Raw genomic sequence first — 13,821 nt, 5'->3', positions numbered from 1 at the left:
AGAGGCCGCCGACTCACCCGGAGGTGAGGACATGTCAAAAGTCAGAATTTATACCCTTGCCAAAGATCTGAACGTGGACAACCATAGAATGCTGGCCATGCTCGACGATCTGGGCGTGCAGTACAAGAGTATCAGCAGCACCCTCGAAGAAGACATCGTGGAGACCATCAAGGGCCTGGTGGCCGAGGAGCAGGGCCAGGCCGCAGCGGGCGGCACTGAGAGTGGAGCGGAGGGCACAGCCCAGTCTCAGATGCAGAACGCCGCGCCCTCCGCCCCTGTCGCGGTGGCCGAGCGTCCCGCAGCAGGCGAAGAGACTGCCGCCGCGCCCGACGCAGGCTTGCCTCACCGCGCACCTGTGGTGACCATCATGGGACACGTCGATCACGGCAAGACTTCTTTGCTCGACTACATCCGCAAGACCAAGGTGGCGGCCAAGGAAGCGGGCGGCATCACCCAGCACGTCGGTGCCTTCGAGGCCCAGACCAGCAAGGGCAAGATCGTCTTCATCGACACGCCGGGTCACGAGGCCTTCACCACCATCCGGGCGCGTGGAGCCAACGTCGCCGACATCGCCATCATCGTGGTGGCCGCCGACGACTCGATCATGCCGCAGACCCGCGAGGCGGTGGCGCACGCCCAGGCCGCCAAGATTCCTTTGATCGTCGCCATCAACAAAATAGACTTGCCGCAGGCCGACGTGGAACGGGTCAAGACCGATCTGACCCAGCTCAACCTCGTGCCGGAAGAGTACGGCGGCGACACGGTGGTCGTGCCGGTGAGCGCCAAGACCGGCGAGGGCGTCGAGGACCTGCTGGAATACATCAGCCTCACCGCCGAACTCGAAGACCTGCGGGCCGATCCCAAAGGCGAGTTCGCGGGCGTGATCATCGAGAGCAAGGTCGACAAGCAGGCCGGAGTGCTGGCCACCGTGATGGTTCAGGAAGGCACGCTGCACGTCAGCGACTTTCTGGTGGTGGGCGAGAACTACGGCAAGATCAAGGCCATGACCGATACGCTCGGCGAGCGCATCAAGGAAGCCGGGCCTTCAACGCCGGTGCAGGTGCTGGGCTTTTCCGACAACCCCAGCAGCGGCGACAAGGTGCAGAGCGCCAAAAACGAGCACCAGGCCCGCGAGATCATCGCCGTGCGCGTGCAAAAGCGCCGCGACGACGAGGAGCAGGGCAAGCGCCGCAAGATGACCCTCGAAGAGATGATGGGGCCGCTCAGCGAGATTCGCACTGTCAATCTGATTTTGCGCGCCGATACCCAGGGCAGCCTGGAAGCCCTCCAGGGCATTCTGGCCCGCAAGGAAAGCGACGACGTCAAGCTCAACGTGATGCTCTCGGGCATCGGCGCGCCCACCGAGGGCGACGTGCTGCTGGCCTCCACCGCCGAGGCGACCATTTTGTGCTTCAGCGTGGTGCCGTCGGGCAGCGTCAAGAAAGCCGCCGATCAGAAAAGCGTCGATCTCAAGAGCTTCCGGATCATCTACGAGTTGATCGACGAGGTCGACCGTCTGATCAAGGGCAACGTCGAACCCGTCTTCGAGGAGAAGTACCTGGGCCGCGCCGAGGTGCGGATGGTCATCAGCCACCCCAGGAGCGGCAACATCGCCGGGTCGTACATCACCGACGGCTCGTTCAAACGCAACGCCAAGGCCAAGGTCACGCGCGGCAAGCAGGTCGTGTTCGAGGGCACCGTGGTGGGCCTCAAGCGCTTCAAGGACGATGTGCGCGAGGTGCAGACTGGCTACGAGTGCGGAATCAACCTCGACTGGGACGAGGTGGCCGTGGGCGACATCATCGAGGCCAGCGAGATGGTGGAAGTCGAGCAGTAAGCTTCAGCGAACGACTGAGCGGGCCGCTTCCATCTCCGGAAGCGGCCCGCTTTGCTGTCGTGCCTCCGGGCAGGTCAGGCTGGGCAAGGCCACGAACGAAGATTGGGGTTGCCGGACTTCAGCGGCACGAAGATTTTCGTCCAGGACGTCTGGGCAGCGTCAGCGTCAATACCGATCAGCACCAGAATTGACGCTGCCCTCAAAGGGAATTTTTTCGTACCCGGCAGTCCAACAAAAAACGCTCAGCGGAAAAGACGTTAGGACGACCCAGACGTTCGGCCCCGGTTCACGTTGTTCGCTCAGGCGACGGGGCGTTTTCAGTATCTGGGCCTACCGTTCGGGGCGAATCTAAACCTGTATTTATGCCACTGTGCACGCTCGCGGCGGCCCGCCTTGCAGACTGCGTTGGTCGGCCTGGTCCGAGCGTTTACAGCCAATAGTCAGCACCATCCAATTCAAGCGGAGGAATTGCCCATGCCCACCAAGACCTTGTCGGAACTGTCCAAGTCCATGCAAAAGATTGACATCGCGATGCTCTCGACCTACAGCGGGGGCGGCGAGATCGCCGGGCGGCCCATGAGCAACAACGGCGAGGTGGAGTACGACGGCACCTCGTATTACTTTACCTACGACCAATCGCGCACCGTCTCAGATATTCAGGGCCATTCCAAAGTCGCCCTCGCCTTTCAGGGCGAGAAGTCGTTTCAGGTCGCGGTGGAAGGCGAAGCTTCGCTCATCCGCGACACGGCGGCGATGAAAGACCACTGGACGCCCGATCTGGACCGCTGGTTCAAGGACGGCCTCGACACCGAGGGCTTGGTGATGATTCAGGTCGATGCCACCCGCATTCACTACTGGGACGGTGAGGACAACGGCGAGGTGAAACGCTGAGCAAGTGAAGATCTGGGCAGGTAACGCGGGAAACGACAGGTCTTCACCCGGTCTTCCTTTTGCCCGCGTCAAAGCGCTCTATGCTGCCCGGTAATGACCGCGTCTAACGCCCTGCTCGAAACCGTCAAAGCCGCCTACGCCCGCTACGAGCAGGAGGCCGGAGAGTTTCTGCACGAGTACACGGCGGCAGGAAACCAGGTCTACTGCGGGGCCGGGTGCTTCGGCTGCTGCAACATGCCGATTCGCCTCTCGCTGGCCGAGGCCGCGCTGGTTGCCAGCGTGCTGACGCCGGAGGAGGCACGCAAGGTGGAGAGGCACGCCCGCAAGGTGCTACACAACGCCCGAACCGCCCCGGACGAGGACGAGTACGTGCGCCGCCACCGCCTCAAGGTGGGGTACTGCCCCCTGCTCGGCGCAGACGGGGCCTGCACCCGCTACGAGGTCCGCCCCACCCGCTGCCGCGACACCTTCAGCGCCATGAGCGCGGTGTACTGCCAGGAAGGCACCTGGGAAGGGATGACCAAGCCTGAGCGCCGCGAGTATCAGCGTGAGGTGCGCCGCACCCCCGGCACCGACGGCGAGACGCACTTCATCGCCCCGCTGGAAGCGCTCAGCGAGCCGGTCTGGGAACGGTGCAGCCGCGCCATGCGCCGGGAGTGGAACCTGGAAGCCTGGGGCGACTTCTGGGTGCTGACGACCCTGGCGGCGCGTCCGGCCTTCATGGCAGCCATTGCGCGGGGCGACAAGGGCGCGGCCCTGAGGGAAGCGCGGCAGGCCGGACTGGAACACCCCGAATTGATTGAGTTCGCCTAGAGCGAGGCCATCGGCGGCAAAATCTTGAGGCCCGGCTGCTCAGCTTCCAGCTTGTGCCCCGCCTCGAACAGTGCGGCAGGCACCACCACGCCTGCTGGACGCTCGCCTTTGAGATGTGTGGCGAGCACCTCACCTTGCTGGCTGACCACGAATCTTGGTGCGAAATCGTCCATCCAGGCGGCCTCAATGCCCTCAGCCCGCAGCCTGTCCCAGACCTGACGATGCGGCGGGGCAAGTTGATCGGTCCAGCTCCGGTTGAGTTCGTCGGCAGTCATGGCCCCACGCTAAGCCCGGCTGCCCCGGTGCTGCAAGTCCGCAAGACTTAACGCTCGGGCAGACCCGATGCTAGAAGCTGTCTCCCCCACCGACCCGCACGGCCTGGTAGTAAGCGTAAGCAGCAGCGTAGCACGGCGGCTCCTTGTACCAGGGCTTGGCATTGCAGATGGTTTTCATGTTGGTGTAAAACGCCTCGTCAGTGGTTTTGCGGTTGGCGTCGGTGCGCTGATAGACCTTGAGATTGCGGTAGCCGAAATCGTGAACGTTGCAGGCTGGCCGGAAATCTCCGGTGTAGCCCAGTCCCAATCCGGTCGGGGCGGAGCAACCGTCACGGCTCCAGTCCAGGCCCGGATACACGGCGTTGACGCTGCCCTGGTTGGCATACTGACGGTCGTAGTTGGGCACATTACCCCAGCCCACCGACTTGATGTAGCTCAGGCGGTCCGAAGACAGGTCAAGTCCGGTCAGGGCGGGCACGGCGGGCAAACTGAGCTGGCGCGGCACCTCGTTGTACGCCTCACGCAGCGCTTCCAGCAGGCCCGGATCGTCGCCGTAGCGCTGCAAGATGGCCTGGCTCTGCGGGTCTTGCAACTCGGGGCGTTCAGCATAGCCAGAGAACGAGGCGGCATGCGGCTTGGGCTGTTGGCTGCACGCGGCGAGCAGCAGGCTGACGGCGAGAACGGCAACGTACTTTTGCATGGGGCACTCCCAGCGCCGCGCCAGACCGTTCCAGGACTCAACGCAGCAACTTCAGTTGGTTTGGCCTTACTCTAAGACTTATCTCATCTGCTTGTCCAGCCGCCGCCAATCCACCCCCAGTGACCAGGAAAAAACCGCCCAGCGCAAACTGGGCAGCCCTCTCTTCCAGATCAATGCCTCAGCGCTTGCTGGCCTCGATCAATGCGGGCACGATCTCGTTCACGTCGCCCACAATGCCGTAGTCGGCCACCTTGAAGATCGGCGCTTCGGCGTCCTTGTTGATCGCCACGATGTACTTGCTCTTGCCCATGCCCGACAGGTGCTGCACCGCGCCCGAGACGCCCAGCGCGATGTAGGCTCCCGGCTGCACGGTCTTGCCGGTCTGGCCCACCTGCTCAGCGTAGGGCCGCCAGCCTGCGTCCACAACGGCCCGCGTCGCGCCCACGCCCGCACCGAGGTTGTCGGCCAGCGGCTCCACGTACTTGCTGAAATTCTCAGCGTTGCCCACCCCACGCCCGCCGGTCACGATGATGTCGGCCTCGGCCAGCGCCACGCGGCTCGACTTCTCCACGTTTCTGCCGGTCACGGTCACTCGGCTTGTCGGCAATTCCAGATCCACGTCGTACTGCTCGCCCGGCTGGGCAGCAGGCGCGGCAGCGGCGAACAAGCCGGGCTTGGCACTCACCACGATGACGGGCCCCCCGGCCTCCACCGTCTCGGTGACGCGGGCCAGGTAGGTGTAGCGCTGCGCCTTGAGACCTGTGCCGCTACCGCTGAGCGAGATTACGTCTTCCAGATACGGTGCGTCGAGCTTGACGGCCACGCGCGGGGCGTACTCGCGCCCGGAGCGGCTGCCACCAATGATGACGGTGTGGGCTTCGCCCTCCTGGGCGATCTGGGCAGCAGCGGCAGCCCACGTTTCAGCGTTGTACTGCGCCAGGCTGGCACTGTCGGCCACCAGCACCTGATCGGCGAAGGCGGCGGCCTCAGTCGCCACGCCCGCCACATTCTGACCCAGCACCAGGATGGTCACCGGGCCTTCCCTGCCTGTCTCCCGCGCCGCCGTGACCATTTCCAAGGTGGACTTGGCGAGTTTGCCGTCCAAATATTCCGCAACGATCAGAATCATTTGATCACCTTCGCTTCGTTTCTGAGCAGGTCGAGCAGTTGCGCTGCCGCCGCCTGCGGGTCTTTGCCGTCGATGATCTTATTCAGGCGGGCGCGGGTCTGGATTTCCGCGCCGACGAATTTGACTTTGGGCTGCGCGCTGTAACTCGCCAGATCGTCCTTGCGCAGCTCTTTTTTCTTGGCCTTCATGATGTTGGGCAGGGTCGGGTAACGCGGCTCGTTGAGGCCCTGCTGGGTGGTCACGACGGCAGGCAGGGTCGCCTCGAAGCTCTCGTTGCCCTCGTCCACATCGTGGCGGCCCGTGAGCTTGTCGCCTTCCAGCTTGAGTTCGTTGGTCCAGGTCAGTTGGGGCCAGCCCAATCGCTCGGCGGTGGCGGCTCCCAGCGCCTGCGAATCCCAGTCGGCTTCCTGTCCGCCCACCAGAATCAGCTCGGCGTTCTCGGCCTGGGCGAGCTGGGCCACCACCTTGCTCAGCGACACGGCGTCGAGACGCTCGTCGGTTTCCACGTGCACGGCGCGGTCTGCGCCCATCGCCAGCGCCGTTCTGAGGGCGTCCTCGTTGCGCTTGGGGCCAACCGCCAGCGCGATAATCTCGTCCACGCCCGCGCCGCTCTCGCGCAGCCGCAAGGCTTCCTCCACGCCGTACTCGTCCATGCCGTCCATGACGACGGTGGTGCCGTCCAGGTCTACGGCGTTGCCGCTCAACCGCACGCGGGCCTCGGCGTCCGGCACCTGCCGGATTAAGGTCAGAATCTTCATGTTGCCTCCTTGTCGCTCTCTACCTGCTCGCTGTCTACCCGCTTATTCTCGCAAATTGCACTCGGTCTAAGTTTAGCAGTTCGTGCGGACTTCTCTCAAGCCAGCCGCATGAGTCCCGCCTCCGTCGCCCGGAAGCCGCAGGCGCGGTAAAAACTGGTCAGGTGCGGCTCAAAGTCCACGTGCAACCAGTGCATTCCGCGTTCACGGGCCTCTTCAGCGGCGCGGCGCACCAGCTCACGGCCCAGGCCCCGGCGCTGCCAGTCAGGATGAACGGTGGGATCAAGCAGAAAAGCGTGAATGCCGCCGTCCCAGGCCACGTTGACGAAACCGACGAGTCGGGCTGAATCATAGGCGCAGATCCAGGTCAGGCTATGGTCCAGACGCTTCAAGCTTGCTGGCCCCGGCCCATGCCACGCTGCCGCACAGAGCATCTGGTAAGCGGCGAGGTCGGGCACCTCACCGACGGTGTAGCGGACAGTCACAGTCAGTCCAGCCTACACTGAAAGCGCGGCGCTTCCACTCAGTCTCGCCCCCATGCCCCTGCCTGACCCAATGGAGGAACCACCGATGATCACCGTCATGAACCGGATTGCCGTCAAGCCCGAATACGCCGATCAATTTGAAGCCCGCTTCCATGACCGCGCCCGCCTGGTCGACGAGATGCCGGGCTTCGTCAGCAACCAGGTGCTGCGGCCCGTCAACCCCGAGGAGCCGTACATCGTGCTGACGCTCTGGAACAGCCGCGAGGAATTTGAAGCGTGGACGCATTCCGACGCCTTCATTCAGGGCCACGCCCGCTCCGGTTCGCTGCCCAGAGAAGCGTTCAGCGGCCCCAACAAACTGGAAATTCACGAGGTCATTCAGGATTCCAGCCGCCCCGACCTGAAACCGGAGCCGCGCGGCGAAGCCTTCCAGCCTCACTGAGCAGACCTCAACCACAAGCCGTCCAGGGCGGCCCGCAGTGAGGAGCCGTCTTTCTTTTGCGCGACTTCTATACTGACCCCCTATGACCAATCAGACGCAGGAAACCGTCTTCACGATGGAGGCCACCCCGGTCAAGTTCGGGCGCGGCGCGGCGCAGGAAGCAGGCTGGGAAGCGGCGCGGCTGGGGATGCGGCGGGTGCTGCTCATCACCGACCCCCAGGTGGCGCGGCTCGACATCGTGGGCAACGTGGCGGCGCAGCTCAGGGCGGCTGGCCTGGAGGTCAGCGTGTTTGACCGCAGCCGCGTGGAACCCACCCTGGAGTCGTTGCAGGAGGCGGTGGCCTTCGCCCGCGCTTACAACCCCGACGGCTTCGTGTCGCTGGGCGGCGGCAGCAGCATCGACACCGCCAAGGTCGCCAATCTGCTGCTGACCCACGGCGGCGAGATTCTGGAGTATGTGAATCCACCGATTGGAACGGGGCGCAAGCCTGCTGGCCCCCTGTTGCCCCACCTCGCCATCCCGACCACAGCGGGCAGCGGCTCGGAGGCGACCACCGTCGCGGTGCTGGATTTGCCGGAACTGAAGGTCAAAACCGGCATCTCGCACCGCTACCTGCGGCCCTCTCAGGCCATCGTCGACCCGGAGCTGACCCGCAGCGCCCCCGCCGCCGTCATCGCCTCGGCAGGACTGGACGTGGTGTGCCACGCCGCCGAGAGCTATCTCAGCCGCCCGTTTGACACCCGCCCAAAGCCCGCCACGCCGGACGAGCGCCCGCCCTACCAGGGCAGCAACCCGGTGGCCGACGTGTGGAGTAGCCAGGCACTCCGGTACGGCGGTCAGTATTTGCGGCGGGCGGTGGCGGACGCGGACGACCTGGAAGCGCGGGGCATGATGATGCTGGCGGCGACGATGGCGGGTGTGGGCTTCGGCTCGGCGGGCGTGCATATTCCGCACTCGTGCGCTTACCCCATCGCAGGCCTCAAGCACGAGTACCAGGCCGAGGGCTATCCCAGCCCGTTTATTCCGCACGGCTTCTCGGTGATCGTCACCGCGCCCGCTGCCTTTCGGTTCACTTACGGGGCCATGCCGGAGCGCCACTTGCAGGTGGCAGAATGGCTGACCGGCGGGCCGATTCAAGACCCCGGCCCGGACAGTTTGCCCGACGCCCTGATTGCCCTCATGCGTGACCTGAATGCGCCCAGCGGACTGGGCGAGCTGGGCTACACCGAACAGGATTTACCCGAACTGGTGGCCGGAGCCGTGAAGCAGCAGCGCCTGCTGGCGGTGGCCCCAAAAGCAGTGACGGACGCGGAATTGGAAGGGATTTTGCGGGCGAGCTTCCGCAACTGGTGAGTGCCGAACCTGGTCCAGCTACTCCTCAAAGGTGACAGAACCCACTTCAGTCGTAACTGCTTAGCAATGGGCCGGGACGCGGCGAATTGCATAGAGTAAGGCATCAGCGGGGATGCCTTGCCACAACAGCAAACATCCAGAAACCCAGTTGACTGAGATCCTGGCCGAACTTGAGGCGATCAAGGCCCGACTCAATTGAGAAAGCGGAACTCCCAGTCAGTTGCCCAGCCAGAACAGAAAGCCCAAGAGTGAGCGCCAGAAGACCAGTCCGTCTTCTGGCGCTCACTCTTGGTCATGTGGGTAAGATCCTCAATATGGCTGAGCATCTCAACGAGATCATTCCATTGAGGCTTACTGGGCAGTATGGGTGCGGACATGCACGGGAGATGGTTGGCCGACGAGTCCGAACGCGATATGTAACCCTGGTGCGTCAAGCGCAAAGTCTCCAGGGGCTTCCGACCCGAGGAAGTCGGCCAGCACTTCGCCCGCATTCAGAATGACATCTCGACGTTCCACAACCAGGGATTGAACGTCTGACACGGCATAGTGAGCGTGTTCCGTGCCGACGCCATCATGCCCAGTTTCTACTGCTGAGCAGTCACGTTTCGACCTTTCAATTTTATGATGCTGAAGCCAGCGCCTACTTCTTGCGCTTGGTGGCCGTCGCGGGCTTTTTGCCGCCAGCGGTGGTGCGCTCCTTGGCGTCACGCATGAACGAGCGCAGCTTGGCCTCGAACTGCGGGCTTTGCCGTCCGATAGCACGTGGACGCGGAATTTCTTCCGGTTCCTCCAGCAGTTCCTTGATCGACAAGTCGAGCCTGCCGCGTTCGTCGCGCCCCAGCACCTTGACATCCACGCTGTCGCCCTCGTGGACATGGTCGTGGATGTTGCGAACGAAGGAGTGCGCGATCTGGGAGATGTGAACCAGCCCGGTCTCGCCGTTGTCGAATTGGATAAACGCACCGAAGTCGGTGACGCGGGTGACGCGGCCTTCAGCGACCGCGCCGGAATCAAGTTGCACGAAGAGTGCCCTCCAAAAGAAGCATATAAACATGGTACACCATCACAGCGCGGTGAGGCTAGCTGGCAAGCGGAGCATGGCCTGCCGGAGTAGACGCTGAGCGCCACAGCCCGCGCCGAGGCTGTAAAGTGAGCTTCATGAAGTTTCGTGGCACACTCGGCGGCCTGAACATTCAGCTCGACGCCTCAGACACTCCGCAGTCGGTGGCGGGAGGGCTGGCCGCCCGCGCCGCCCTGCTGGCCAGTGAAGTCACGCTGGAGATTGACCAGGAAGCCAGCTTGGATACCCTGGACGCCGTGCGCGGCGCGGTGGCGGCGGCGGGCGGACATATCGCCAAAGTACGTGCTCCGCGCGCGGCTGCCCCGACTCCCAGTCCAGCTGCCTTTCCTGATGCCAACTCGGGGGCCAGTCAGGTCACGGCGCTGCCGACGGCCAGCTTACCGCCGGTCAACGTGACCTCCAGCCTGGACAACCATACGGTGGTCTTGCCCAACAGCGTGCGGGCAGGCTTCCGGGGCGAGTACGGCGGCAGCGTGGTGGTGCTGGGCGACGTGAACCCCGGCTCGGAACTGGTGGCGGGTGGCGACGTGATCGTGCTCGGCGCGCTCAGGGGTGTGGTGCATGCCGGGGCCGACGGACGCGAGAGTGCCATCGTCTGGGGCAGGCCGATTGCCAGCGCCCAGATCCGGATCGCGGGTGCGGTGGCCCGTGCACCGGAAGGCAGCAGCCTGAACAGCATGAAAAAACTCGGTACGGCGGTGGAATCCGAGGTGGCACGGCTGCTGCACGGCCAGATTGTCATCGAGGCCAGCCACGTACCGAGGTAGGCCGCTCAACTGCCTACGCTGAACCGTGATCTGAGCTTCAGTTTTACCTGGGTTTGGGTCCGGCCCGCTGGTACTGCAACGGTGGGATCAGTTGAGCACCCAGTTCGGCAGCGGCGCGCTGAGCAAAGTGTGGATCGCGCAGCAGCTCGCGGGCCAGCGCCACCAGATCGGCCTGATCGGCCTGCAAGATCTGCTCGGCCTGCGCCGCCTCCGTGATCATACCTACCGTCATCACAGTCAGGTCGGTGTCTTGCTTGAGGCGCTCGGCGAACGGCACCTGATAACCAGGGCCGATGACGATTTCCTGCGCCGCAGTCAGACCGCCGCTCGACACGTCGATGACCTGCACACCCTCCCGCGAGAGCCATTTCGACACCTCCACCGTCTGCTCGATGTCCCAGCCGCCGGGTGCCCAGTCGGTGGCCGACAGCCGCACGAAGACCGGCAGGTGTGCAGGCCACACGCCACGGACCTTTCGGGTCACATCCAGCAGCAACCTGGCGCGGTTCTCCAGCGAGCCGCCGTAGTCATCGGTGCGCGAATTGCTCAGCGGCGAGAGAAACTGATGCAGCAGGTAGCCGTGTGCGGCGTGAATCTCGACGGTGTCGAAGCCCGCGATCATGGCGCGCTGGGTGCTGGCCCCAAACGCCGCCGTCACGTCTTCGATGTCCTGGGTGGTCATGGGCCGGGGCAGGCCGTAGCGCGGCGAGTAGGGCTGATCGTCCGGCCCGATGACCTCCCAGCCGCCCGCTTCCAGCGTCACCAGACCGCTGCCCTTCCACGGCGCGAAGGTGCTGGCCTTGCGTCCGGCGTGGGCCAGTTGAATGCCGATGAGTGAGCCTTGCTGATGAACGAAGTCCACAACCCTGGCAATCGGCCCGATCTGCTGGTCGTTCCAGAGCCCCAGATCGTCGGGGCTGATGCGGCCCTCCGGTGAGACGGCAGCAGCCTCGGTGAGAATCAGGCCCGCGCCGCCCAGCGCGAACGATCCCAGGTGCACCAGATGAAAGTCGTTGGCCAGCCCCTCATCGGAGCTGTACATACACATCGGCGACACCACCACCCGGTTCTTGAGGGTCAGTTGACCAAGGCGCAGTGGGCTGAAGAGCAAGCTGCCGGAAGCTTCGGAGCGGGAAGAAGTCATGCGCCTATTGTGCCGTGTCGCTGCCTACCCTGTCTGGTAAACGGGTTTATCTTCTGTTGTGGTGTGCCGTTGAAGGGTGCTTCACAACAGACTGCAAATCATACCGGGCGCACCAGCACCGCGTCGCCGCCGCGCAGGCCGGTGCGGATCAGCAGTTCGGGCGGCAGCTCAAGCACCGTGCCCACCTGCGAACCGGAAATGACCGGCAACAGGTGCACCTTGCCACTGCGCTCTTCGCGCACCTGAATCTGCTCGATGCGGCTGCCCACCGCCTCGCGCCAGCGGCGGTAGATGCTCTCGTCCATCACCGCCGCCGCGCCGCCGCGGCGACTGACCTGCACCAGCAGCCGGGCCACCCGCGTGCGGCGCTCACCGATGAGTCGCAGACGAACCAGGCGGCCCAGCAGCGCCGCCGCCTGGGGGTCGCGGGCCGCTGCCAGGTCCGAGAGCGGTTTGCCCTCGGCCACGCCGCGCAGCACTTCCTGCTCATAGAGATTGAGACTCAGCTCGGCCAAACGCTCCGGCGACTCCAGACGGCCCGCGCCGGGAAACTTGAGCGGCGGCGGCGGCAACAGCTTGAACGCCTCGTAGGCGAAGGCGTCGTAAGACAGATCGAGGGTCGGGGGCGGGGCGGCCTCGCCCTCCTCGAACCGAAAGCGGCCACGCGGGTCTTTGAGCAGCCCGGCCAGGGCCGCTGCGTCCGTCGCCAGACCCGCACCGTCCATGTGGCGCACCCGGCCCGCCGACAGCCACAGGGTCAGTATCTGCTGGTCGCGCTCGACCCGCAGCGCCCCGGTCTTGCCGCCCCTGGCCAGCATCGCCAGCAGTTCGAGGAAATCGAAGGTTTCCAGCGAGTTCCCGGTCTCGGCCTGACTCACGCCGAGCACCGCAGAAGAGGAAAGCCGGACAGGGAGGAAAGGAGCAGCGCAGACCACACGCCCCCAACTTAGCGCAGACCCGCTCTGCCGAGTACAAAAGCGCACCTTCTCGCTGGTTAACCGAGACACACCGGCCTATCATTCGCCAACTTTAAGAACGATTGACTTCCAATCTGTATAGCAGTGATGTGCTTTACTGGAATCCATGACGGCTCTCCCTTCCTCCACCGAGCAACTCTCCGTCGCCATCGTCGGGGCTTCCGGCTATGCGGGCGGCGAATTTCTGCGCCTGGCCCTGGCACACCCTCACCTCAAGGTCACGCAGGTCACGTCCGAGCGCAACGCAGGAACGCCGGTGCCCATGGTTCATCCCAACCTCCGCAGCCTGACCAACCTCAAGTTTCGCAAGCTGGCCGACCTGGAACCGGCAGACGTGATCGTGCTGGCGCTACCGCACAACTCGGCAGCCAGGCAGATTGGGACATTCGAGGCGCTGGGGCAGGTCATTATTGATCTGTCCGCCGACTTCCGCATCAAGGACCCGGAACTCTACGCCCAGTACTACGGCGAGGCCCACCCCGCGCCGGACAAACTCGCTGAGTGGGTCTACGGCAATCCGGAGCTGCACCGTGAGGAACTGCGCGGCGCAACCCGCATCGCCTGCGCGGGCTGCTTTGCCACCTCGGTCATCCTGGGCCTCTATCCGCTGCTCAAGCTGGGCACGGTGCTGCCCAAAGACATCATCGCCACCGGACTGGTCGGCAGCAGCGCGGCGGGCGCGAGCGGCTCGGACGCCTCGCACCACCCCGAGCGCGAGGGCAGTTTGCGCGTTTACAAGCCTGTCGGCCACCGCCATACCGCCGAGGTGATGCAGGAACTCCCCGGCAACTTCCCGATTCACCTGACCGCCATCAGCACTCCGCGCGTGCGCGGCATCCTGACCACCATCCAGACCTGGCTGCCCGACGGCTATTCCGAGCGCGACGTGTGGGGCGCATACCGCGAAGTCTACGGCGAGGAGCCGTTTATCCGCATCGTCAAGGTGCAAAAAGGGATTCACCGCTACCCCGATCCCAAGCTGCTCGACGGCACCAACTTCTGCGACATCGGCTTTGAGCTGGACGTGGACACGGGCCGGGTGGTCCTCATGGCGGCCATCGATAATCTGGTGAAGGGGACGGCGGGCCACGCTGTACAGTCTCTGAACATCGCACGCGGCTGGGACGAGCGCGCCGGACTGGGCTTTGCGGGGTTGCACCCGGCCTGAGCT

Annotated in this window: 15 protein-coding genes; 7 read left to right on the top strand and 8 right to left on the bottom strand. The window is 64.4% G+C overall.

Features of this window, described 5'->3' with window-relative positions:
• Positions 1 to 31 precede the first annotated feature (31 nt).
• The 3 genes from infB (at position 32) to N0D28_RS07475 (ending at position 3,541) form a co-directional block, all read left to right on the top strand.
• Positions 32 to 1,837: a translation initiation factor IF-2 gene (gene infB, locus N0D28_RS07485; protein WP_260561738.1), complete on the top strand. Its 1,806-nt coding sequence runs from the start codon at positions 32 to 34 to the stop codon at positions 1,835 to 1,837.
• Between the two features lie 474 nt (positions 1,838 to 2,311).
• Positions 2,312 to 2,728, top strand: coding sequence for a pyridoxamine 5'-phosphate oxidase family protein (locus tag N0D28_RS07480; protein WP_260561737.1), 417 nt, complete (start codon positions 2,312 to 2,314; stop codon positions 2,726 to 2,728).
• Positions 2,729 to 2,821: 93 nt separating this feature from the next.
• Positions 2,822 to 3,541 carry a YkgJ family cysteine cluster protein gene (locus N0D28_RS07475; RefSeq protein ID WP_260561736.1) on the top strand — a complete coding sequence of 240 codons (720 nt, stop codon included), beginning with the start codon at positions 2,822 to 2,824 and terminating at the stop codon, positions 3,539 to 3,541.
• Here the strand turns inward: N0D28_RS07475 and N0D28_RS07470 are convergent.
• The 5 genes from N0D28_RS07470 to N0D28_RS07450 form a co-directional block, all read right to left on the bottom strand.
• Entirely contained in the window at positions 3,538 to 3,816 is a 279-nt protein-coding gene (locus tag N0D28_RS07470) for a hypothetical protein (protein WP_260561735.1), read from the bottom strand. The two genes, N0D28_RS07475 and N0D28_RS07470, sit on opposite strands and share 4 nt — an antisense overlap.
• 70 nt (positions 3,817 to 3,886) lie before the next feature.
• Entirely contained in the window at positions 3,887 to 4,516 is a 630-nt protein-coding gene (locus N0D28_RS07465) for a phospholipase A2 (protein ID WP_260561734.1), read from the bottom strand.
• A 178-nt stretch (positions 4,517 to 4,694) separates the two neighbouring features.
• Positions 4,695 to 5,645 (bottom strand): electron transfer flavoprotein subunit alpha/FixB family protein, encoded by a 951-nt coding sequence (locus tag N0D28_RS07460; RefSeq protein ID WP_260561733.1) that lies wholly within the window; start codon positions 5,643 to 5,645, stop codon positions 4,695 to 4,697.
• Positions 5,642 to 6,403 (bottom strand): electron transfer flavoprotein subunit beta/FixA family protein, encoded by a 762-nt coding sequence (locus N0D28_RS07455; protein ID WP_260561732.1) that lies wholly within the window; start codon positions 6,401 to 6,403, stop codon positions 5,642 to 5,644. The genes N0D28_RS07460 and N0D28_RS07455 overlap by 4 nt, the downstream gene beginning before the upstream one ends.
• Before the next feature lie 95 nt (positions 6,404 to 6,498).
• On the bottom strand, positions 6,499 to 6,885 hold the full coding sequence (locus tag N0D28_RS07450; protein ID WP_260561731.1) for a GNAT family N-acetyltransferase: 387 nt from the start codon (positions 6,883 to 6,885) through the stop codon (positions 6,499 to 6,501).
• Between the two features lie 85 nt (positions 6,886 to 6,970).
• On the opposite strand from N0D28_RS07450, the gene N0D28_RS07445 reads away from it, so the two are divergent.
• Both N0D28_RS07445 and N0D28_RS07440 read left to right on the top strand, forming a co-directional pair.
• Positions 6,971 to 7,327 carry an antibiotic biosynthesis monooxygenase family protein gene (locus tag N0D28_RS07445; protein ID WP_260561855.1) on the top strand — a complete coding sequence of 119 codons (357 nt, stop codon included), beginning with the start codon at positions 6,971 to 6,973 and terminating at the stop codon, positions 7,325 to 7,327.
• Positions 7,328 to 7,409: 82 nt separating this feature from the next.
• Positions 7,410 to 8,681 carry a hydroxyacid-oxoacid transhydrogenase gene (locus N0D28_RS07440; protein WP_260561730.1) on the top strand — a complete coding sequence of 424 codons (1,272 nt, stop codon included), beginning with the start codon at positions 7,410 to 7,412 and terminating at the stop codon, positions 8,679 to 8,681.
• Between the two features lie 640 nt (positions 8,682 to 9,321).
• Here the strand turns inward: N0D28_RS07440 and N0D28_RS07435 are convergent.
• Complete coding sequence (locus N0D28_RS07435) at positions 9,322 to 9,735, bottom strand: S1 RNA-binding domain-containing protein (RefSeq protein WP_260561729.1); 414 nt, start codon at positions 9,733 to 9,735, stop codon at positions 9,322 to 9,324.
• 104 nt (positions 9,736 to 9,839) lie between these two features.
• Between N0D28_RS07435 and N0D28_RS07430 the strand changes: the two genes are divergently transcribed.
• Complete coding sequence (locus N0D28_RS07430) at positions 9,840 to 10,529, top strand: septum site-determining protein MinC (RefSeq protein WP_260561728.1); 690 nt, start codon at positions 9,840 to 9,842, stop codon at positions 10,527 to 10,529.
• A gap of 43 nt (positions 10,530 to 10,572) precedes the next feature.
• Here N0D28_RS07430 and N0D28_RS07425 read toward each other — a convergent pair whose 3' ends face one another.
• The gene (locus tag N0D28_RS07425; protein WP_260561727.1) at positions 10,573 to 11,673 is read right to left on the bottom strand and encodes an NADH:flavin oxidoreductase/NADH oxidase; all 1,101 of its coding nucleotides are present in this window, start codon (positions 11,671 to 11,673) and stop codon (positions 10,573 to 10,575) included.
• 98 nt (positions 11,674 to 11,771) lie between these two features.
• On the bottom strand, positions 11,772 to 12,551 hold the full coding sequence (locus N0D28_RS07420) for a DUF4388 domain-containing protein (protein WP_260561726.1): 780 nt from the start codon (positions 12,549 to 12,551) through the stop codon (positions 11,772 to 11,774).
• 205 nt (positions 12,552 to 12,756) lie between these two features.
• Here N0D28_RS07420 and argC point away from each other — a divergent pair, with 205 nt between their 5' ends.
• Entirely contained in the window at positions 12,757 to 13,818 is a 1,062-nt protein-coding gene (argC, locus tag N0D28_RS07415; protein WP_260561725.1) for an N-acetyl-gamma-glutamyl-phosphate reductase, read from the top strand.
• Positions 13,819 to 13,821 lie beyond the last annotated feature (3 nt).

The organism is Deinococcus rubellus, assembly GCF_025244745.1.
GTDB lineage: Bacteria > Deinococcota > Deinococci > Deinococcales > Deinococcaceae > Deinococcus > Deinococcus rubellus.
The sequence above is the reverse complement of the archived record's forward strand: the minus strand, read 5'-3'. Positions and strand labels throughout refer to the sequence as shown.